The sequence below is a fragment of the Streptomyces sp. 1222.5 genome (genome assembly GCF_900105245.1).
Taxonomy (GTDB): Bacteria; Actinomycetota; Actinomycetes; order Streptomycetales; family Streptomycetaceae; genus Streptomyces; species Streptomyces albidocamelliae.
Map to the genome: position 1 here is coordinate 3851486 of NZ_FNSZ01000001.1, position 21268 is coordinate 3872753.

General features: G+C 73.6%; 15 protein-coding genes. 4 read left to right on the forward strand and 11 right to left on the reverse strand.

Annotated elements, in window-relative coordinates; translation table 11 throughout:
* Nucleotides 1–7: 7 nt before the first annotated feature.
* On the reverse strand, nucleotides 8–1594 hold the full coding sequence (locus tag BLW57_RS17180; RefSeq protein ID WP_093475585.1) for an MFS transporter: 1587 nt from the start codon (nucleotides 1592–1594) through the stop codon (nucleotides 8–10).
* A gap of 62 nt (nucleotides 1595–1656) precedes the next feature.
* Between BLW57_RS17180 and BLW57_RS17185 the strand changes: the two genes are divergently transcribed.
* Nucleotides 1657–2619 (forward strand): helix-turn-helix transcriptional regulator, encoded by a 963-nt coding sequence (locus BLW57_RS17185; RefSeq protein WP_176985615.1) that lies wholly within the window; start codon nucleotides 1657–1659, stop codon nucleotides 2617–2619.
* 558 nt (nucleotides 2620–3177) lie between these two features.
* Here the strand turns inward: BLW57_RS17185 and BLW57_RS17190 are convergent.
* From BLW57_RS17190 to BLW57_RS17200, 3 genes are all read right to left on the reverse strand, one after another.
* Nucleotides 3178–3849, reverse strand: coding sequence for a TetR/AcrR family transcriptional regulator (locus tag BLW57_RS17190; RefSeq protein ID WP_093480736.1), 672 nt, complete (start codon nucleotides 3847–3849; stop codon nucleotides 3178–3180).
* Nucleotides 3850–4585: 736 nt separating this feature from the next.
* Nucleotides 4586–5584 (reverse strand): sigma-70 family RNA polymerase sigma factor, encoded by a 999-nt coding sequence (locus BLW57_RS17195; protein ID WP_093475589.1) that lies wholly within the window; start codon nucleotides 5582–5584, stop codon nucleotides 4586–4588.
* A 428-nt stretch (nucleotides 5585–6012) separates the two neighbouring features.
* A complete protein-coding gene (locus tag BLW57_RS17200; protein WP_093475590.1) occupies nucleotides 6013–6801 on the reverse strand; it encodes a dioxygenase family protein in 789 nt (262 codons plus the stop codon).
* Between the two features lie 102 nt (nucleotides 6802–6903).
* Between BLW57_RS17200 and BLW57_RS17205 the strand changes: the two genes are divergently transcribed.
* A complete protein-coding gene (locus tag BLW57_RS17205; RefSeq protein WP_073888428.1) occupies nucleotides 6904–7413 on the forward strand; it encodes a MarR family winged helix-turn-helix transcriptional regulator in 510 nt (169 codons plus the stop codon).
* A gap of 10 nt (nucleotides 7414–7423) precedes the next feature.
* Here the strand turns inward: BLW57_RS17205 and BLW57_RS17210 are convergent, their stop codons facing one another.
* Nucleotides 7424–8962 carry an MFS transporter gene (locus BLW57_RS17210; protein ID WP_093475592.1) on the reverse strand — a complete coding sequence of 513 codons (1539 nt, stop codon included), beginning with the start codon at nucleotides 8960–8962 and terminating at the stop codon, nucleotides 7424–7426.
* A 198-nt stretch (nucleotides 8963–9160) separates the two neighbouring features.
* Nucleotides 9161–9811 carry a TetR/AcrR family transcriptional regulator gene (locus BLW57_RS17215; protein WP_176985616.1) on the reverse strand — a complete coding sequence of 217 codons (651 nt, stop codon included), beginning with the start codon at nucleotides 9809–9811 and terminating at the stop codon, nucleotides 9161–9163.
* Between the two features lie 324 nt (nucleotides 9812–10135).
* On the opposite strand from BLW57_RS17215, the gene BLW57_RS17220 reads away from it, so the two are divergent.
* The gene (locus tag BLW57_RS17220; protein WP_093475596.1) at nucleotides 10136–11413 is read left to right on the forward strand and encodes a M6 family metalloprotease domain-containing protein; all 1278 of its coding nucleotides are present in this window, start codon (nucleotides 10136–10138) and stop codon (nucleotides 11411–11413) included.
* A gap of 107 nt (nucleotides 11414–11520) precedes the next feature.
* Nucleotides 11521–13242, forward strand: a complete 1722-nt coding sequence (locus BLW57_RS17225; protein ID WP_093475598.1) for an IclR family transcriptional regulator domain-containing protein — start codon at nucleotides 11521–11523, stop codon at nucleotides 13240–13242.
* Nucleotides 13243–13266: 24 nt separating this feature from the next.
* Here BLW57_RS17225 and BLW57_RS17230 read toward each other — a convergent pair whose 3' ends face one another.
* From BLW57_RS17230 to BLW57_RS17250, 5 genes are all read right to left on the reverse strand, one after another.
* Nucleotides 13267–13449: a hypothetical protein gene (locus BLW57_RS17230; RefSeq protein WP_093475599.1), complete on the reverse strand. Its 183-nt coding sequence runs from the start codon at nucleotides 13447–13449 to the stop codon at nucleotides 13267–13269.
* Nucleotides 13450–13582: 133 nt separating this feature from the next.
* A complete protein-coding gene (locus BLW57_RS17235) occupies nucleotides 13583–16573 on the reverse strand; it encodes an NHLP bacteriocin export ABC transporter permease/ATPase subunit (RefSeq protein WP_093475601.1) in 2991 nt (996 codons plus the stop codon).
* The gene (locus BLW57_RS17240) at nucleotides 16570–18867 is read right to left on the reverse strand and encodes an NHLP family bacteriocin export ABC transporter peptidase/permease/ATPase subunit (protein WP_305629476.1); all 2298 of its coding nucleotides are present in this window, start codon (nucleotides 18865–18867) and stop codon (nucleotides 16570–16572) included. The genes BLW57_RS17235 and BLW57_RS17240 overlap by 4 nt, the downstream gene beginning before the upstream one ends.
* A gap of 83 nt (nucleotides 18868–18950) precedes the next feature.
* A complete protein-coding gene (locus BLW57_RS17245) occupies nucleotides 18951–19763 on the reverse strand; it encodes an HlyD family efflux transporter periplasmic adaptor subunit (RefSeq protein WP_093475602.1) in 813 nt (270 codons plus the stop codon).
* A gap of 24 nt (nucleotides 19764–19787) precedes the next feature.
* Nucleotides 19788–21209 (reverse strand): SagB family peptide dehydrogenase, encoded by a 1422-nt coding sequence (locus BLW57_RS17250; protein ID WP_093475604.1) that lies wholly within the window; start codon nucleotides 21207–21209, stop codon nucleotides 19788–19790.
* Between the last annotated feature and the right edge of the window lie 59 nt (nucleotides 21210–21268).

The window sequence follows — 21268 nt, forward strand, 5'->3', positions numbered from 1 at the left end:
CGTCCGGTCAGGACACCAGCTCGGGCTCCTTCGCCGGCTCCGTCGGCTCCGCCGCCGCGGCGCCCTCGACATGCACCGCCGGCCGCTTCGGCAGGGCGGACATCAGCAGGAAGATCGCGCCCATGATCCCGGCGACCCACCACAGCGCGTGCTGGAAGGCGTGCACGAAGGCGGGGCCGACCTGGCCGAGGGGCAGCCGGTCGCCGATCTCCCCGAAGAAGACCACCGAGACGAGTCCCAGCCCCAGCGCGTTGCCCATCTGCTGCACGGTGTTGATCAGCCCCGACGCGGAGCCGGCGTGCTCGCGCGGCACCTCCGAGAGCACCGCGTCGGTCAGCGGGGCGACGATCAGCCCCATGCCGACGCCCATCACGACCAGCGGCAGGGCCATCTGCCAGGAGGCTATGGAGAGGCCGTAGCGGTTCGCCTCCCACAGGTAGAGCAGCACGCCCGCACCCATGATCAGCGCGCCCGCCTGGAGCACCTTGCGGCCGAACCGCGGGACCAGCTTCTGCACGGACATGCCCGCCGCCGTGGACACCGCGAGCGAGAACGGCACCCCGGTCAGACCGGCCCGCAGCGGGCTCCAGCCGAGACCGATCTGCATGTACAGCGTCCAGACCAGGAAGAAGATGCCGAGGGCCACACCGAAGACGGTCTGCACGGCGATGCCCGCCGCGAAGCTCTTCACCCGGAACAGTGACAGCTCCACGAGCGGGGAACCGTCCCGGGCGGCCTTGCGCCGCTCGTACGCCACCAGCGCCGCGAAGACGCCGAACGCGCCCACCATCGACACATGGCCCCACAGCGGCCAGCCCAGTTCGCGGCCGCGGGTCAGCGGGTAGAGCAGCATCAGCAGGCCCAGCGTGACCAGGGCGACGCCGACGAGGTCCAGCTTGAGCGCCTTCGGGGCGCGGGACTCGGTGATGAAGCGGCGGCCGAGCAGCCAGGCGACGACGCCGACCGGCAGGTTGATGAGGAAGATGGGCCGCCACTCCAGGCCGAACAGGTTCCACTCCGTCAGCAGCGCGCCGAGCAGCGGGCCGGAGACCGCGCCCAGACCGACGATCGCGCCGAACAGGCCGAAGACCTTGCCGCGTTCGTGGGCCGGGAAGGTGGCGTGCACGATCGACAGCACCTGCGGCACCATCATCGCCGCCATGCCGCCCTGCAGCAGGCGCGAGGCGACCAGCATCTCCGGGTTCGCGGCGAAGCCGCACAGCGCGGAGGCGAAGGTGAAGCCGCCGATGCCGATCAGGAACACCCGCCTGCGGCCGTGGATGTCGCCCAGCCGGCCACCGGTGATCAGGCCGGCGGCGAAGGCGAGGGCGTAGCCGGCGGTTATCCACTGGATCTGGCTGACCGACGCGTGGGCGGTGCGCTCGATCGACGGGATGGCGATGTTGACGATCGTGACGTCGACCAGGTCCATGAAGGCGGCGGTCATGACGATCGCGAGCGCGAACCAGCGCGTTCGGTCGGTTGTGGCGGGGAGCGCCGTGGGGGCGGCCACGGCGGCCGCGCCGTCCGTCCGTCGCGGCTCGTCGCGCAGTTCCCCGCGCCCCTTCAGGGTCGTGCGGTCGTTGTCGGTCATGGGAAGAAGGTAGGGCCCTATTAGGTCAGATCGTGTCCTAGTTCTCCGGCATTCTCATAGGCATGACGACGGACACTCCGGCACGGCTGCTGCAGCTCCTCTCGCTCCTCCAGACGCCCCGTGAGTGGCCGGGCGGGGAGCTGTCCGACCGGCTCGGGGTGTCCCGGCGCACCGTGCGGCGGGACATCGACCGGCTGCGGGAGCTGGGCTATCCGGTACAGGCCACCAAGGGCGCGGACGGCGGGTACCGGCTGGTCGCGGGCAAGGCGATGCCGCCGCTGGTGCTGGACGACGAGGAGGCGGTGGCGATCGCGGTCGGGCTGCGGGCCGGCGCCGGGCACGCCCTGGAGGGCGTGGACGAGGCGTCGGTGCGGGCCCTGGCGAAGCTGGAGCAGGTGCTGCCGGCCAGGCTGCGGCACCAGGTGGCCACGTTGCAGGCCGCCACGACACCGCTGACCAGCGGGGACGGGCCGAGCATCGCCCCCGAGACGCTGACGGTGATGGCATCCACGGTGGCCGGGCGGGAGAGACTGCGGTTCGCCTACCGCGACAAGGACGGCGGCGAGTCACGGCGGCTGACCGAGCCGCACCGGCTGGTGTCGACCGGACGGCGGTGGTACCTGGTCGCCTACGACCTCGACCGCGCGGACTGGCGCACCTTCCGGGTGGACCGGGTGAGCGCGCCCTTCCCGACCGGAGTCCGGTTCACACCACGGGAGTTGCCGACCGGCAACGCGGCCGAGTACCTGCGCCGGTCCATCCACCGGCGGCAGGAGACGTACGAGTTCGCGGTGCGGTTCGCCGCACCGGCCGAGCGGGTCGCCACGCGGCTGCCGGCCTGGGTCGGGGCGGCGGAGGACGACGGTCGCGGCGGCTGCCTCCTGCGCGGCGCCACCGGCGATCCCACGGAGTGGCTGGCGGTACGGCTGGTGATGGCGGGTTACGAGTTCACGGTGCTCGAACCCGCCGAACTGGTCTCGTGCGTCAGGGAATTGGGCGGCCGCCTGACCCGCGCCGGAGGCTGACCGGCCGGGCGGCCCGGCACCCACCGGGGCGGCACGGCACCCACCGGGGCCACCCGGCTCCCGCCCGGGCCGGGGCGGCCAGCCCGCGGACGCCGAGTCGTCCCGCAGGGGTCCACCCCGGGCCGGGGCCACAAGCCCCCGGACCACCCCCGAAGGCGCCGGCGGCAGCGTGGGCATCCTCGCGATCCGGCCGGCCGCCACCCGTCCCCTGCGCCGGGGCACCCGCCTCCCAACCGGGCCGGGACGGCCGGCCCGCGGACGCCGCGTCGTCCCGCAGGGGTCCACCCCGGGCCGGGGCCACAAGCCCCCGGACCACCCCCGAAGGCGCCGGCGGCAGCGTGGGCATCCTCGCGATCCGGCCGGCCGCCGCCCGTCCCCTGTGCCGCGGCACCCGCCTCCCACCCGGGCCGGGGCGCAGCCGGCCCGCGGACGCCGCGTCGTCCCGTAGAGCCCGCCCGGGGGTCGGAGCGCACAGGTCCCCGGACCACCCCCGAAGGCGCCGGCGGCAGCGTGGGGCATCCCCTCGGCGCGGCCGGCCGGGGCCCGACGTCGGGGCGGCTAGCCCTCCGCGTTCCAGTCGAAGCCGCGCAGCGCCCGCAGATTGCGCAGTGCCAGGGCCGCGGGGCCCTCGGGGCCGGCGGGCTGGGCACCCGTGACGGCCCAGGACTCCACGGCGACCCGGACGGCGGCTCCGGCCACGGCCGCGGCGAAACGGAGGCCGGGCGTGAGCGGGGCGGGGCCGGACGGCGGGGAGCCGTCGGCAACGTTGTCGTCGCCGGCCGGCTTCTCCTCGCCCGGCTCGGCGGCCTCCGCTTCCTCGCCGCCCGCCGAGCCGGTCCGTGCCGCGAAGATCTCCGCCAGCGTCGTCTCCGATGCCTGGCACACCTCCGCCCACACCTTGCGCAGGGCGGGGCTCGCGTCGGCCAGGCGGATCAGGGTGCGGGCCCATTCCCAGGACGCCGGAGAGACGCCGGCCCCCGGGGTGAAGGTCTCGCGGACGGCGTGTTCCAGCGCCTCGGGGACGCTGAGGTGGGCCGGGGCCGTGTGGACCGCTTCCGCCCAGCGTCGGGCACCCGCGGCGTAGAGGGGGGCGACCGACTCTTCCTTGGTGGCGAAATAGCGGTAGAAGGTCCGCGGGGCGATGCCCGCGGCGTGGGCGATGTCCTCCGCGCGGGTGGCCCGCAGGCCCTGGTGGACGAAGAGGCGGGCCGCCGCCCGGGCGATCTCCATCCGGGTCTCGGCCTTGCGCCGCTCGGTGAGGGAAAGCGGCGCGGAGGCGGAAAACGGCTGGTGGCCGGCGTTGCGGGTGGTGCTCATCTCGGCAGGCTATGCCCATGTGACAGAATCTGCCATCCGGCGGTCCACCCCGGGGTTCAGGTACGGGGTGGGCCGCCGTTCCCACGCGCCCCCCACCGTACGAGGGTGCCGCGGCAGCCCCCCGACGAGGACGGATGCCCACCGCGGACCCGCACCCGGGGCCCCGAGCCCCCGCCCGAGTCGCAAGGTCCCCACCTCGCCGCGCCCGGGCACAAAGAGAGCCGGGCCCCGGCGCCCGGGGGGGATAGGCGCCGAAGCCCGGCTGGGAAGATCCCGGCGCCGGGGGGGATAGCGTCGGGACCTGGCTCATGTGGTGTCGGCCGGTGGTGCGGTGGTGTCTTCGGGGTCGTGCTCGGGTGGACCCGACCGCGAGGGGCCGGACGCCCCAAGGGCTCGGCCGGTGGGGTCGGCCGGTGGGGTGGGGTTGGGCCGTGCGGGTGCGTGGCGTGGTGCGCTGGGGAGTGCGGTCGCGGTTCCCGGGGCCTCGATCCCGGGCCCGGAAGGGTTTTTCCCGCGGGCCCCGCAGTTGAAGCGACGGGAAGACGTCGTGTTTGCGCCGTCTTTCGCCACCGGGCGTGCGCGTAGCGAGCATTCCGCACGCCGGTCACACCACCGTCCCGGAACCGGGCTCACTCCCCCCTCGCACCCGTCAGGCAGCCGCGTCGAAGCCGGTGTCGCGAGCCAGCTTCTTCAGTTCGAGCAGGGCGTGCTTCTCGATCTGGCGGATGCGCTCGCGGGTCAGTCCGTGCTCCTTGCCGACCTCGGTCAGGGTGCGCTCGCGGCCGTCGTCGATGCCGTACCGCATCTTGATGATGGAGGCCGTGCGCTGGTCCAGGCGGCCGATCAGGTCGTCCAGTTCCTCGCTGCGCAGCAGGGTCAGGACCGACTGCTCCGGGGAGACCGCGGAGGTGTCCTCCAGGAGGTCGCCGAACTGGGTCTCGCCCGCGTCGTCCACCGACATGTTCAGCGAGACCGGGTCGCGGGCCCAGTCGAGGACGTCGGTGACACGCTCCGGCGTCGAGCCGAGCTCCGTTGCGATCTCCGCCGGCTCCGGGTCGCGGCCGTTCTCGCGGTTGAACTCGCGCTGGACGCGGCGGATGCGGCCCAGCTCCTCCACCAGGTGGACGGGGAGCCGGATCGTGCGGGACTGGTCGGCGATGGAGCGGGTGATGGCCTGACGGATCCACCAGGTCGCGTACGTCGAGAACTTGAAGCCCTTGCGGTAGTCGAACTTCTCCACGGCGCGCACCAGGCCGGCGTTGCCCTCCTGGATCAGGTCGAGCAGAGGCAGGCCGCTGCGCGGGTAGCGCCGGGCCACCGCGACGACCAGGCGGAGGTTGGAGCGGATGAAGACGTCCTTGGCCCGGTCACCGGCGGCGACGAGCGCCTCCAGCTCCTCGCGGCTGGCGTCCGACGTGCTCTCCTCGTATCCGTCGAGGACCTGCCGCGCGAACACACCCGCCTCGATGGTCTGCGACAGCTCGACTTCCTTCGCGGCGTCCAGCAGCGGCGTGCGCGCGATCTCGTCGAGGTACATGCCGACCAGGTCGCGGTCGGCGATCTCGCCGCCATGGGCGCGAACACTGCTTGCCGAGTCGACCGTCTCGCCGGTGGCGGACTGACGACGGGCGACGGCACGGGTTGCCATGCGTGCTCCCTTGCGATGGTGGGCTGGCGGGTGGTCGTGAACGCCGGGCACTCCGGGGTGTGTCTCCGGGACTCTTTCCGAGTGCCCTGCATCCGAGGGGAACAACGACTGGAATCAGGACAGAATTCCCAACCCGCACCCCGAATTTTCTGATCATGCAGTACCCTGTCGGCCACTTCGGGCGCAGGACGGCGCCGACACGCACAGAGACGCAGGTCAGACCCGGAGTCGAGGAAGCCCTCGAAGCCCTCACGGCCCTCTGCCACCACCGCGCGCGTGAGACGGTCGTCACATTCCGACACGGCCGGCCCTCACTGCGGAAGAGCGCCGCCTTCGACCGCCCTCCCACCCGGAAGACGGCCCGCACCGGCCGATGGTTGCCACGGACACGCACGCGCGGGAAATTCGGGGCGAGCGCCCCCTCCGGGTCAGCCGAACTGCACGGAGCGCTTCGCCATTCCCATCCAGAAGCCGTCGATCACCGACTTCTGCGCGTCGAGCTCGCCGGCCGCCTCTGCCGCGCCCATGGTGACGAACAGCGGGGCGAAGTGTTCGGTGCGCGGGTGGGCGTACCGGCCGGCCGGGGCCTTGTCCAGGAAGTCGAGCAGGGCGTCCCAGTCGCGGGTCTCCAGGGCGCGCCGGCCCCAGTCGTCGAACTCGGAGGACCAGCTCGGGACACCCCCGGCGTGCCGGAGCGCGGCGAGGTTGTGGGTGAAGAAGCCGGAGCCGACGATGAGGACGCCCTCGTCGCGCAGCGGGGCGAGCCTGCGGCCGATGTCTATCAGGCGGACCGGGTCGAGGGTGGGCAGCGAGACCTGCAGGACGGGTATGTCGGCGGCCGGGAACATCTCGACGAGGGGGACGTAGGCGCCGTGGTCGAGGCCGCGGTCGGGGATGTCCTGGACGGGGGTGCCGGGGGCGCGCAGCAGCTTGCGGACGGACTCGGCGAGCGCGGGGGCGCCGGGGGCGGCGTACCGGACCCGGTAGTAGTGCTCGGGGAAGCCCCAGAAGTCGTAGACGAGCGGGACGGTCTCCACCGCGCCGAGCGCGAGCGGGGCCTCCTCCCAGTGGGCGGAGACCATCAGGATCGCCTTCGGCCGGGGCAGGCCGGCGGACCAGGCGGCGAGCTGGCCGGGCCAGACCGGGTCGTCCGCGAGCGGCGGGGCGCCATGGCTGAGGTACAGGGCGGGCATGCGCTCCTGGGCGGTGACGGACATGGTCGCGGCTCCCAACATCCTGTTGCTTTAACTCTCAAGTTCTCCTTCAGAATACGGCCGACTTGTTCAAGTTTCAAGGAGCTGCCTCGTACAGTGGGACCCATGAACACGGCACCGGACTCCGCGGCGGGGCACCGCTGGCTCACCGACGAGGAACAGCGCGTGTGGCGCGCCTACCTGCACGCCTCCACCCTGCTGGAGGACCACCTCGACCGGCAGTTGCAGCGTGACGCGGGTATGCCGCACATCTACTACGGCCTGCTCGTCGGCCTCGCCGAGGCACCGCGCCGCCGGCTGCGGATGACCGAGCTGGCGATGCAGGCGAAGATCACCCGCTCCCGGCTGTCGCACGCCGTCGCCCGTCTGGAGAAGAACGGCTGGGTGCGCCGCGAGGACTGCCCCTCCGACAAGCGCGGCCAGTTCGCGGTGCTCACCGACGAGGGTGTGGAGGTGCTGCGGCGCACCGCGCCGGGCCATGTGACCGCCGTACGGCAGGCGCTGTTCGACCGGCTCACGCCGGCACAGCAGAAGGCCCTCGGCGAGATCATGGAGATCGTCGCCGAGGGCCTCCAGCCCAACGAAGCGGGTGCGGACCTGCCCTGGCTCCGCTAGCGGCCCCGGGTCAGTGGGCCACCACCGGCACCGGCAGCTCGTCCTCGACACCCTCGCCGGAGGCCACCGTGGTGCTGCCCGGACGGCCCGCATTGACGAAGGTGAAGGCGATCAGGGAGGCGAGCGCCAGGATGCCGACGGCGAACCAGATCGCGCTGGTGTAGCCGTGCACCATGCCCTGGAGCTTCACCAGCTCCGCCTGCGGCTTGGCGGTGGCACCGGCGATGTGGTCCTTGATGTACGAGGTGGTCGCGGACGCGGCGATGGTGTTCAGCAGGGCGGTGCCGATCGCGCCGCCCACCTGCTGCGAGGTGTTGACCATCGCGGAGGCGACACCGGCGTCCCGGGGCTCGACGCCCTGCGTGGCCAGCGACATGGCCGGCATGAACGCGGTGCCCATGCCGAGGCCCAGCAGCACCATCGCCGGCAGCAGCAGGGCGCCGTACGAGGAGTCGATCTCCAGCTGCGTCAGCAGCAGCATGCCGAGCGCGGCGACGAGGAAGCCGGGGCCCATCAGGAAGCGGGCCGGGATCCGGGTCATCAGCCGGGTGCCGATCTGGGTGGAGCCGGTGATCATGCCGACCACCATCGGCAGGAAGGCGAAGCCGGTCTTGACCGGGGAGTAGCCCTTCACGACCTGGAGGTAGTAGGTCAGGAAGAGGAACAGGCCGAACATGCCGATGATCGCGAGACCCAGGGAGAGGTAGATGCCGCCGCGGTTGCGGTCGGTCACCACGCGCAGCGGCAGCAGCGGGGCCTTGACCCGGGACTCGACCAGAACGAAGGCGAGCAGCAGCACGCCGGACGCGACGAACATCGAGACGGTCACGGCGTCGCCCCAGCCGTCGGACTCGGCACGCGTGAAGCCGTAGACGAGGGAGACCAGGCCGAGGGTGGACAGGATCACGCCGGGGACGTCGAGCGGGGAGCGGTTGCGGCCGCCCTCGGGCTCACGGACGACGAAGTAGGCGCCGGCCGCGGCGACGACGGCGAACGGGACGTTGACGAAGAAGGTCCAGCGCCAGTTCAGGTACTCGGTGAGGAAGCCGCCGAGGATCAGGCCGACGGCACCGCCGCCGCCCGCGATCGCGCCGTAGATGCCGAACGCCTTGGCGCGCTCCTTGGCGTCGGTGAACATCACGGCCAGCAGCGAGAGCGCGGCCGGGGCGAGCAGGGCGCCGAACACGCCCTGGAGGGCGCGGGCGCCGAACATCATCGCGCCGGTGGTGGCGGCACCGCCGAGCGCGGACGCGGCGGCGAAGCCGGCCAGTCCGAGCACGAACGCGCGCTTGCGGCCCCACAGGTCGGCGATGCGGCCGCCGAAGAGCAGCAGACCACCGAAGGCCAGGGCGTAGGCCGTGACGACCCACTGCCGGTTGCCGTCGGATATCCCGAGGTCCTGCTGGGCGGAGGGAAGGGCGATGTTCACGATGGTGGCGTCGAGGACGACCATCAGCTGGGCGAGCGCGATGAAGACGAGCGCCTTCCAGCGGTTGGTGTCACCGCTCGGTGCGGCGGCGCCGGGAGCCTTGAGGGCTGTTTCGGACATGGGGATACCCACTTCGGGACTTCGTGACGGAAAAAGGCGCGGAAAAACAGGGAAGATCTGAGGAAAAGCGAGGAGGAACCGGGAAACGGCGATGAATGGCGAGAAAACGGAGCAGGGCAGGAATGCGGCGGCCGGGAGGGCTGCCGTGTCAGGTGGACGGTGATCGGGGGCCGGACTCGTCGGAGCCGGGCCGGTCGGTCAGGGTGAGCGCAGCTCCTCGATGGTGACGGCCGTGCCCGGCAGGGCGGAGCGGGCGGGCGCCCGCAGGCCGTCGAGGAACAGCTGGAGATGGCGGTGGACGAAGCGGTCGCCGCGAATGCAGTCCGTACCGGCCGGGGGCCGGCTGAGCTGGGCCGCGACGATCATCAGGTCGCCGACGCCGACGTCGGGGCGTAGCTGCCCGGCCGCCTTCGCCCGGCCCATGACCTCCTCGACGAGCTGCTCGACGCGCTCCCGCGAGGCCTCCAGGTCGGGATGGTGCTTGTCGAAGGTGTCGGACATCATCGGGCACAGCGCGCTGAGCCGCTCGTCCGCGGAGGTGTGCACGAAGCGCTCCAGCGCGGCGAAGGCGTCCCCGGTCTCCGTGAGGGCTGCCTCGGCCGCCTCGGCCGTACGGTCCATGACGGAGCAGACGACCTCGCGCACGAGGGCCTCACGGTCGGGGAAGTTGCGGTACACCGTGGCGTTGCCGACGCCGGCGCGGCGGGCGATCTCGTCGAGCGGCACGTCCGGACCGTGCTCGACGAACATGTCCCGGGCGGCGGTGACGATCCGCTCCCGGTTGCGCACGGCGTCGGCACGGGGCCGGGGCACCTTGCGCTGCGCGGGGGATGCGGTCGCGGTCGGCACGGCGTACTCCTTCAGGCGTTTGAGGACGATCCGGTTCGGGTGAGGAGAACGATCCGGTTCGCGGTGAGGGCGATCCGGGGAGGCAGTCCCCGTTTCGCTCGGACACAGGGCTAAACGGGGAGAGGGTCCCCGGTTATTTCCCGGTACCGGAAAAAGATCGCTGTGATCTGAGCCACACTCAACGTCCGCCGGGATTCACCCTCGTGCGGCCCCGCTTTCCCACGATCGGTCTCCTCCAGCGCGCGCCCGCCACCCCGTCGACCCAGGGTGATCGCAAGGGTGCAGTCGGCGACCGGCGGCTGCCGTGGAGCGAAGGGCCCGTGCATGCCGCCGCAGCCGCCCCGCCGTCACATACGCCCGCGCCGCGTGGCCGCCCTGGCCTTCGTGACCGTGCTGACCATGGCGGTCAGCACCTCGGCCGGGACCGGGCATCTGCCGGCGCCCACCACCGCCGGGCCCGTCGGCCTGGACCGCTCCGCCGCCCTCTCCCCCTGCCTGATCCACGGCGGCCTCGACGTGCAGATGACCGAGGGCGTCCCCACCCCGCACGGCTACTCCCGCTCCACGGGCACGGTCCACGCCCTGACCCTCATGGTCGACTTCTCCGACGCGCCCGGCCAGGGCAGCGCCATGGACCGCTTCCACGAGTTCTTCCCGCAGACCCAGGAATGGTTCCGCACCGCCTCATACGGCCGCCTCGACTACCGGCCCGAGACCCCCGTCACCGGCTGGCTGCGGATGCCGAAGTCGTTCCGCGAGTACGGCATAGAGCGCGGCGCCCCCTTCGACCCCGGCTACCGGCAGCTGGTGCAGGACATAGTGGCCGCGGCCGACCCCACCGTGGACTTCCGCTCGTACGACCTGCTGAACGTGCTCGTCACCCCGAACGCCGGACCGTCCGCCCTGGACACCGTTCTGTCCGTGACGTTCGCCGGGAACGGGGAGGCCCCGGTCGCCGACGGGGTGCCCGTCGCCAACGCCTCCTTCGTCTACTCCCGCCAGGACGACGGTTCCGGCTCCTACGACCGAACCGGCTACCGCGTCCTGCCCCACGAGAACGGCCACACCTTCGGCCTGCCCGACCTGTACACGCAGGAGGGCGGGGGCACGGTCGGGCACTGGGACATCATGAGCGAGGACTGGGGTGCCAACAACGACCTGCTCGGCTGGCACAAGTGGAAGCTGGGCTGGCTCGACGGCGGTCAGGTCGGCTGCGCGACGGCCGACGGGAGCGTCGAGTACACGCTGTCCCCGCTGTACAAGCCGGGCGGCGGCAAGCTGATCCTCGTACCCGTGGACGTGCGGACCGCCTACGCGCTGGAGGTACGCGTGCAGGGCGGCAACGACGAGGTGGTGTGCCGGCCGGGCCTCCTCATCTACAAGGTCGACGCGACCGTGGACACCGGGCGCGGACCGGTCACCGTCTACGACAGCACGCGGGGCAGCGGCGGCTGCACCCGCAGCCCCAACGTCCACACGGAGCTCTCCGACGCACCCTTCACCCCCGGCGAGACCTTCAAGGACCCCAAGCACGCCATCGCGGTCCACGTGGTCGGCACGGACGCGGACGGGAACTACCGGGTGCGGATCACGCGGGGCTAGCCGCGCGGGCGCGGCGGGCCACCGGACGGGGATTACCGTAGGCGTCCGACGCACGCCGAACACCGGGTTTACGGTAGGCGTCCGACGCACGCCGTACCGGAGAGACGATGCCCGCGCAGACCGCCCAGGATTCCGGCAGCCGTGCCGAGCCCCGGCCCCCGGCGGGGACGGACGGGCCGACGCGGACGGTCGGGGCGAGGGCGGGGGCGGACGGGCCGCCCGCGGAGGCGGTCGGGCCGCTGCTGCGCGGGGTCGCGGTACTGCGGCGGCTCACCGAGGCCGGCGGCAGGATGAGCCCCAGCGCGCTGGAACGGGCCACCGGACTCGCCCGGTCCACCGTCGACCGGATCACCGCGACCCTGGCCCGCATGGGACACGTCCGCCTCGACGGCCGGGACGTCGCCCTCACTCCGCGCGTGATGGAGCTGGGCAACGCCTACCTGGCCGCCCTGCGCCTGCCCGCGCTGCTCGGCGCGCACGCCGACGCCGTCGCCGACGAACTGGACGAGTCCGTGTCCCTGGCGGTGGCCGACCTCGACGGCATCCGCTTCATCCACCAGGCGACCCGCCGCCGCGCGATGTCCGTGAGCTTCCGCATCGGCGACCTGCTGCCGGCCGAACGCACCGCCCCCGGGGCGCTGTTCGCGACCGAGTGGGATCCGTCGGACTGGCGGCGGTGGCACGCCCGGCACGCCGAGGACCCGTCGGACGCCTTCTTCCCCGCCGTACCGCCCCGGTCCCCGTCCGCCGCCGGCGACTTCGCGGCCCGGGTGGAGCGGGCCCGCCGGGACGGCTGGGCGCTGGACGACCAACTGGTCGAGCCGGGACTGGTCGCGGTGTCCGTGCCGGTGCGCGCACCGGACACCGGCCGCATCGCGTGCGTGGCGAGCGTGGTCAGCCACACCAGCCGGCACACGGCGGCCGGCCTGCGCACCGCCCTGCTCCCCCGGCTGCGTACGGCGGTGACGGCGATGGAGGCCGAACTGCGCACGGCGCCGGCCCCCGAGCCCGGGCCGCCGCCCTCGGAACTGGCCGCCTGGACGGGGGCGTCCAAACTCGAACTGGGCCGGGATTTCGTGGAGTCCCTGGCCCGGGGTCTGACCGTGCTCACCGCGTTCGGCGAGGGCCGGCCCGCGCTGCCGCTCGCCGAGGTGGCACGGGCGACCGGGCTGTCCCGCGCCACCGCGCGCCGGGCCCTGATCACCCACGAACACCTCGGCCTGGTGACCGCGCGCCCCGACCACACCTTCGCCCTCACCCCACGCGTGCTGGACCTGGGCTTCCCGCCGCTGTCACGCAGCACGCTGCCCCGGCTCGCCGAGCCCCATCTGCGGGCGCTCGCCGACCGGTTGCACGAGCCGACGGCGCTCGCGGTACTGACGGGCGGCGGCACGGAGATCCAGTACACGGCCGGGGCGGCCGCGAGCCGCGTGCTGACCGTGCACATCGCCGTCGGCACCCGGCTGCCCGCCGCCGCGACCTCACTCGGCCGGGTCCTCCTGGCCGACACCACCGGCCCGGCGTCCCCGGATCGGAAGCCGACCCGCACGCGCGCACACGCCCTCCCCGACGAGGAGCTGGAGGCGGTCCGAACGCGGGGTTACGCCCTCGTCGACGAGGAGCTGGAGTCCGGGCTGCGGTCGATCGCCGTACCGGTTCGGGACCGGACGGGCCGGGCCGTCGCCGCGGTGAACGTGTCCACCCACGCTGCCCGCCGCACGCTGGAGGACTGCGTGCGCGAGCTGCTCCCCGAACTGCGTGCGACCGCCGACCGGGTCCAGGACGACCTGCGCACCGCCGACCGCTTCACCCGGGTGCCGCTCCTGTGACGGAGGGGCTGCCCGGGTCCGGGGTCAGCCGCGGGCGCCCCGGCGGCGGCCGAAACCGTAGTAGAGGCCGATCAGCACGCCGCCGATCACCGCGACGGCGGTGACCGCCTTGCCCGATCCGAAGACGGCGGTGAGCGCGACGGCAACCCCGTAGACGGCGGGCAGCAGCCAGTTGAGGTTGAGGCCCGCTCGCGAGGTCTGCTCCATGGTTCCCCCTGCTTCCTTTGTCTGCGCTCCCCGCCGAAGGTCGGATGGGCGGTGGAAGACGTCCGACGTGGACTGTTGTCGTACGGGCCTGATCATGTCATCCCGGCCACGGTGCCGGAACCTGTTCGTCGATTCAGGACAACTGAGGGCCCGCCAGGCGGGCGAACAGACCGTCGGCGTCCGCCAGCAGTTCCTCGTAGGTGCCCTGCTGCACCACCCGCCCGCGGTCCATGACGACGATGCGGTCGGCGTCGACCACGGTGGACAGCCGGTGCGCGATGACGAGCCTGGTCGCGTTCAGCCGGCGCGTGCTCTCGGCCACGAGGCCCTGGGTGGGGTTGTCGAGAGCGCTGGTCGCCTCGTCGAAGAAGACCAGGCGCGGCCGGGCCACCAGGGCACGGGCGATCATCAGGCGCTGGCGCTGGCCGCCGGAGAGGGTGTTGGTGCCCTCCGAGAGCATCGTGTTCATGCCCATCGGCATGGCACGGACGTCGTCCGCGAGACCCGCCATCTCGGCCGCCGCCCACGCCTCGTCGAGCGTGTAGCCGCTCGTGCCGACGATGTTGGCGAGGACGTCACCCGCCTGGAGCGCGCCGTTCTGCAGCACCACGCCGCACTGCCGGCGCACCGCGGAGATGTCGAGTTCGGCGAGGTCCTGCCCGTCGTACAGGACGCTGCCGGCCAGCGGGGTCTCGAAGCCGAGCAGCAGCCGCAGCAGCGTGGACTTTCCGCTGCCCGAGGCGCCGACGACGGCGACGAACTCGCCCGGCTGCACGGTGAGGCTGACGTCGTCGAGGACGAGCGGTCCGTCCTGTCCGTAGCGGAACGACAGGTGGGAGACGGTGATGCGGCCGGACAGGTCCCCGGGGTCCGCCTTGGTGCCGTCGTTCTCCGGTGCCGCCTCCAGGATCGGCCGGAGCCGCTCCAGCATCGGCACGGTGCCGACCGCGGTGACGGCGGAGGCGGTGAACTGCAGGCCCGCCGAGAGCAGCAGGTTGAAGGCCGCGTAGAACGGCAGGAACACCGCGAGGGACACCCGGCCGTGCAGCGGGCCCGCCGTCACGGCGAACACGATCGCCGAACACACCAGCGGGAAACCGGCGTTGAAGGTGGTGACCGCGTTCTGCACCCGCCGTACCCGGGCCGACAGGGAGTGCCCGCCGGCGGCGAGCCTGCTCCACTCGGCGAACGCCCGCTCCTCGGCGGCGGCCACCCGCAGCTTCGGCATGGCGGTGAGCATCTGGAACACCATGGAGGACATCGCCTGCTCGTGCACGTACTCCCGCCGTGCCCAACGCAGTTGGAAGCGGCCCGCGACCGCGGCGAAGCCGATGCCGAACGCGGTGAGGGCGGTGGCGACCAGCGCGAGGGTCAGGTCGTAGCAGAAGACCAGGACCAGGTTGGCGAGGCCGGTGAGCAGGGCGAGCGTCGCCGTGGTGAGCATGCCGGACAGGAGTTCCTGGGCGGCGGTCACGCCGAGGACGGTGGTGCCGAGCTCGCCCGTGGAGTAGCGGGTGAAGAACGAGGCGGGCAGGGACAGCAGCCGGTTCCACAGTCCGGCCTGCATGGCGGCGCCCGTACGGCTCTCCACGCGGAGCACCGCGATGTTCTGCACGACGGACAGCGCGGCCGTCACCAGGCCCGAGCCGATGACGAGCAGCGCCCCCTGCACGATGAGACCGCGGTCGGCCTCGGCCACGAACCTGCCGAGGACCTTGCCGGTCATCACGGGGATGATCAGTCCGAGCAGGGCGACGAGGACCCCGGTGACGGCGAGCCGGACCAGGTCGCGGCCGTGCCCCAGGGACGGTGAGAAGCCGAACCGCAGCAACCCGGGTACGTCCCGGACCCGGGCGGGCAGCGGACGGTAGAGGACGACGGCGGTGTTGCTCAGCCGGGCCGCGGCCCGGTCGGTGACCGGGGCCACCTCGCCGTCGTCGACCATGACGTAGCCGCGGCCGAGCGGCAGCAGCGCGACGGGCCGCCCGGTGGTGCGGTAGCCGAGCAACGGCCCCAGGTCCCGGGTCCACCAGCGGTCCTCCAGCCGGACGGTGCGCGTGCGGGCCCCGGAGGCGAGGGCGATGGCCCGCAGGTCGTCCTGCGCGCGGCCGCCGCCGCGCCCGCGCACCGGAGGCCGTACGGCGAAGCCCTGCCGGGACGCGACGAGCCGGACGGCGGCGAGCAGCGGCGGATCCGCGGCGACGTCGGCGAGCCGCACCCGGGTGTCGGTGTCGTGCAGGACGGCGTCGAAGCCGCGTACGGCGGTGGCGAGGACCTTGCCGTCCTGCACCTGACGGGCCGCGAGTTCGGCGCGCTCGCGGGCCCTCGCCACGGCGAGCCGGTGGTCCACGGTCGCCCGGAGCCGGACGGCGTACCCGGTCAGCGCCGAGGTCAGCCGGCCCTGCCGGTAGACCTCGAGGAGGGAGGCGGTGGCGAGCCGGGCGGGCTCACGGGCGCGCAGCCAGTCCCGTTCCGTCAGCACCAGTTCGTCGCCGGGGCCGGCCGGCTCCAGGGCGCCGCGGTACCGCTCGGGGCCGTCGCCGTCCGTGCCGGGGCGGAGCGCCTCGGTGGCCGGATCGCCCGGGTCGAGGACGCCGGACTCCACGCGCACGAACCGCACGCCGTCCACGGAGCGGGCCACGCCCCGGGCGGCGAGCTCCGTGCGGCCGGTGGCGGCCAGGGAGGTGAACTGGCGGGGCGGCAGCGTGCCCGGCAGGGCCTCCGCCAGTGCGGTGAAGCCGGCCGTCAGACCGTCGAGGACCCGGGCGTGGTCCACCTCGGGCGTACGTCCCACCGCGGGCCGCGGCAGGGTGGCCCGGCCCAGGCGTACGTCGTCCAGCACCGACAGGGGCAGCAGGGTGAGGCGGGCGTCCAGGACGGGCCTCGCGACCACGGTGTGGCGGCTGTCCCGGCCGGTCCCGCAGGCGAGGAGCATCCCGGCCTCGGCCCGGCACAGGAAGTACCGGCGTCCGCGCTCCGGCCCGTGCCCGCCGGGGCCGTCGGGGTCGTCGCCGCGGTCCACCGCGAACAGGTCGGCGCTGCCGGCCTCCACGTAGAGCAGCGTCGTGGGGTCGTCGAGGCACACCGTGCGGGCCGGTGCGGTCGTCGTGGCGGGCGTGCTCACAGCGTGTCCCTCTCCTCGGCGCGGCTGGACTCGAACAGTCGGGCGTACAGGCCGCCGACGGCGAGGAGTTCGTCGTGGGTGCCGCGTTCGGCGACGGTGCCCCGGTCGAGCACGATGATCTCGTCGGCGTCGCGCACGGTGGACAGCCGGTGGGCGATGATCAGGCAGGCACAGCCGCGCCGGCGCAGGTTGTCCATGACGGTGCGCTCGGTGGCGGGGTCGAGTGCGCTGGTGGCCTCGTCCAGGACGAGCAGGGTCGGCCGGGCGGCGAGCGCGCGGGCGAGTTCGAGGCGCTGGCGCTGGCCGCCGCTGAAGTTGCCGCCCTGTTCCCACACCCGGGCGTTGAGGCCGCCGGGGCGGGACATGACCTCGTCGAAGACGGCGGCGTCCTGCAGCGCGTCGAGGACCACCTCGTCGGGGACGGTGCCGTCCCACAGGGTGAGGTTGTCGCGGACCGTGCCGGCGAACAGGGCGACGTCCTGGTCGACGTAGGCCATGGACGCGGCGAGCACGGTGCGCGGTACCTCGTCGCGGGGCCGGCCGCTGATGAGGATCCGGCCGGAGCGCGGCTCGTACAGGCCGGTCACCAGGCGGCCCACGGTGGACTTGCCGCTGCCGGAGCCGCCGACGATGGCGGTGCGCGAGCCGGGCGCGAGGGTGAGGCTGAGTCCGGTGACGACGGGTGCGGCCAGCGGGCCGTAGCCGAACGTGACGTCGATCAGGCTGAGTTCGCCGTCGAGGCGGCCCGTCGAGGCGTCCGCCGCGGTCTCGTCCCGGCCCGGCTCGAAGCAGCGGGCCTGCGGGTACTTCTCCACGTCGTGGATGCGCTTGAGGTCGGCGTTCATGTCCTGGAGCCGGGTACCCAGGTTGGTCAGCTGGGTGACGGGACGGCTGAGGGCGGCGAGCAGCGTCTGGAAGGTGACGAGCAGGCCGACGCTGAGCGTGCCGTCGACCACGCGCAGTCCGCCGACGAGCAGCAGCACACCGATGTTGGCGACGGCCAGCAGCGGGGGCAGGGTGGTCAGCACCGCGGTGGTCCGGCCCAGCCGCTGCTGCGCGCTGGTCACCTTGGCGAGGAATCCGGCCCAGCGGGTGAAGGCGTCCGGCTCGGCACCGGTCGCCTTGACGGACTCGATGGTGGACAGGGTCGCGAAGGTGGTGCCGACGAGGTTGCCGCGGTCGGCGCGCAGGGCGGCCACCGCGTCCTTGCGGGAGCGCGCGACGAGTTGCAGCACGGCCACGTTGAGGCCGGCGGTGGTGAGTCCGAGGACGCCGAGCAGCACGTCGTAGCGGACCATCAGGGTGCCGTAGAAGACGACCAGGGCGAGGTTGATGGTGGTGGCGGCCACGTCGCGGGAGAGGATCATCGCGACGGTGTCGTTGCTCGCCACCCGCTTGGCGACCTCGGCCGGCCGGCGCTGGAGGAAGAACTCGATCGGCAGCCGCAGCAGATGGCGGAAGAAGCGGGCCGAGGCGACCAGCCCGGTGCGGATCTCCATGCGCAGCAGGTAGTGCTGCTGCACGGAGGTGAGCACGAACACCATCAGGGCGGTGACGGCCATCGCGACGGCGAGCGGCAGCACCGCGGTGGGCGAGTCCGAGGCGAGCACCCGGTCGACGAACACCCGGCTGTAGGCGGCGCCGACGATGCCCGGCACCACCAGGAGCAGGCTCGCCAGGAGGACCAGCGGCAGGGCGCGGCCCGACGGCAGGCGGCGGTCGAGGAGGGCGGCCGCCGTGCTGCTGCGCCGGCCGCCGGGCCGGAAGTCGGGGCCCGGTTCGAAGGTGAGGACGATGCCGGTGAACCCGGAGTCGAACTCCGACCACTCCATCAGCCGCGGGCCGCCGGCCGGGTCGTTCACGGCGACCTGGGTGCGCCCGAACCGGGTGGTGACGCCCTCCACCACCATGAAGTGCTGGAACGCCCAGAAGATGATGACCGGACCGGTGCGGATCTTCTCCAGCAGCAGGTCGGTCTCGGCCTGGAAGCCGCGGGCGACCAGGCCGAAGGACCGGGCCGCGGCCATGACGGAGCTGGCCTTCGCGCCGTCCCGGGAGACCCCGCACAGCGCCCGCAGTTCCTCCAGCGGCACATGGCGTCCGTAGTGCGCGAGGATCATCGCCAGGCTGGCGGCGCCGCACTCGACGGACTCCATCTGCAGGACGGTGGGGACCCGGTGGGCGCGGCGGCGGGCCCAGCGCCGGGTGCGTGCGGCGGTGCGCCGCGTCCGGCGCGAGCTGCGCCGGGCGGCCCGCCGGGAGGGGGCGCGGGTAGTGCTCTTGGTGTCGCTCATGGTGCCGTTTCGTCAGCTCCTTCGGCGCCCGGGGCCGTCGCCGGCACCCCGCTTCCGCGGCTACCGGGGGCCTTCGGGCCTGGTCAGCGCCCCAGCACCAGGTCGAACGGCGACTGGGTGCGCAGCTCGATCGAGGCGGAGACGGAGGTCTGGGACCCGAGCCGCACGGGAGGGGTCTTGGCGGTGCTCCAGGTGTAGCCGGACGCGGAGCCGGGGTCGGGGATCAGGTCGACGGTGACCAGGCGCGGCGCCTGTCCCTGGTGGAAGGTCTCCGCCGCCAGCTCCCCGCCGGCGATCGCGGCGAGGCCTTCGCGGGTGAGCGGATAGGGGTCGACGGCGGTCACCCTGCCGCGCAGCAGGCCGTAGGCGGCCGGGGGCGCCGTCGACACCGACAGGTCGACGGGGCGGCCGGGCACGAGCCGGGCGGCCTGGTCCGCGGGGACGAAGACCAGGGCGACGAGCCGGTCGTCGGGCAGGTCGGTGCGTTCCACCGTGGCGACGGTCGAGCCGGCGTGGACGTACTGCCCGGTGGTCAGCGCGGCGCTGATGACTTTGCCCGTGAAGGGGCTGGTGACGGTCCGGGTGTGCCCGGCGCCGTCGGTGAGCCGGGCCACGGGCTGCCCGGCCCGCACCTGCTCGGCGGGGCGTACGAGGAGTTCGCGGGCGAGTCCCGTGTAGGGGCTCTGGACCTGGCTGGTGCCGCCCGGATGGGTGAGGACGCCCGGGGCGTCGACGGTGACCTCGAGCCGTGCGGCCAGCGCCCACACGCAGGCACCCGCGATCATGATCATCACGACGAAGACGGCGATCCAGCCGCGGGGGGCGGCGAGCAGGACGGGTGCGTCCAGCTCGTCCGGCTCCCGCTTGCGCTGCAGCGCCTGGTAGCGGAACTGCACGGGTCCGCTTCCCCCCTTCGGTGGTCAGTCGCCCGCGACGGCGGACGGTTCGGGCTGCGCGGGCGGGCGGCTGCCCAGGACGAGTTCGCCGACGGAACCCTCCAGCAGCGGGTCGCGGCCGGTCGCGGCGGCGAACGCGGTGGTGTCACCGCCGCCGAGGCCGCAGACGGCGAGCCCCATGGCGGTGGCCACCAGGTAAACGGTCTGGTAGAGCACGCCCACGTGCTTGAGGATCAGCGGGTAGGCGACCGTCTCGTACTTCCACATGACCCGGCCGAAGCGGGCCGCGACCAGCAGCACGACCTGGGGGTCGCCGGTCATCATCGCGGCGTCCCGGGCCTCCTTGACCAGGGGCACGGTGGCCGGGCCCGGCGCGGCGACCGGCTGGAGCTCGTGCCGGTCGGGCGCGTAGCGGTAGAGCCCCGGTTCCAGCCCGGCGCAGTTCGTCACCAGCGGGTAGACCTCCAGCTCGTGCACGGAGCCGCCGCTGGGCATGGGACGGTCCGCGAGTTCCTGCCCGTCGCTCCCGGTGAACGTGGAGCGGATCCGGACGGTCCGGTAGAGGAGTTCGCCGAGCTGGGCCAGGGTCAGGGGCGCCTCGGGGTCGTGGGCGCGGGTGGAGGTGCGGCCCTCGAGGACCTCGGTGAGGGAGGGCTCCCGCGCGGCGATCGCGTCGAGGTCCGGCACGGGCAGCGGTACGGCGGGGCCGCCGCCCGCGGGCGCGGCGGCCGGCTCGGGCGGGAACCGGTCCGCGTGCGGGTAGGTGCCGCCGTAGCCCGGCGCGGCCGCCGGGGTGCGGGTACGGGCGTGGAAGGCGAGGTCGACCGGGTCCCACTGCACGGCGCCGCGCCCGGTCTCGGGGTCGGCGTCCGGACCGCCGGGGTTCAGGGCGCCGGCGGTCGCCAGCAGCCGCAGCAGGGGGGCCGGGGTCCGCTCGGTCCAGTCGGTCAGCCGGGTGAGGAACTCGGCCGCGCCGGCGGACAGTTCCACGGCCAGCGGGCTGCCGGGCGCGCGCAGGGTGAGGACGCCGTCGGCGGGCAGCAGCAGGGCGTGCCGGGAGAGGCGGGCCGGGCCGCGCGGGGCGGGCCGCAGGGTGGTGCCGCCCCGGCCGACGGCGACGAGACGGGCGAGGGGCGCGCCGTCCGGGCCGGTCACCGCGTGTTCGAGCAGGCCCATGGCGTCGAGCCGGCCGCGCAGCATCTGCCAGCGCAGCAGGCCCGCCTCGCCGTCGCCGGCGACGACGAGGCCGCTGATCGCGGCCTCGTCCAGGTCGCCCTCGGTGAGGGCGCGCAGTGCCGCCTCGGCGCCGGCCGGCAGGGCCTTGAGGCGCAGGGTGCCGAACCGGGTGGTGAGCTGCCCGTCCTCGAACGCGGCGCCCCGGACCAGCCGGGTGGTCCCGGTGTACGTGGCGGCCGTCGTGCCCGGATCTGTGGTGGTGATGGTCATGGCTCCCCCGCCTGATGAGGTGCGGGCCACGAAGGTGCCGTGGCCCGCGGTGCGACACG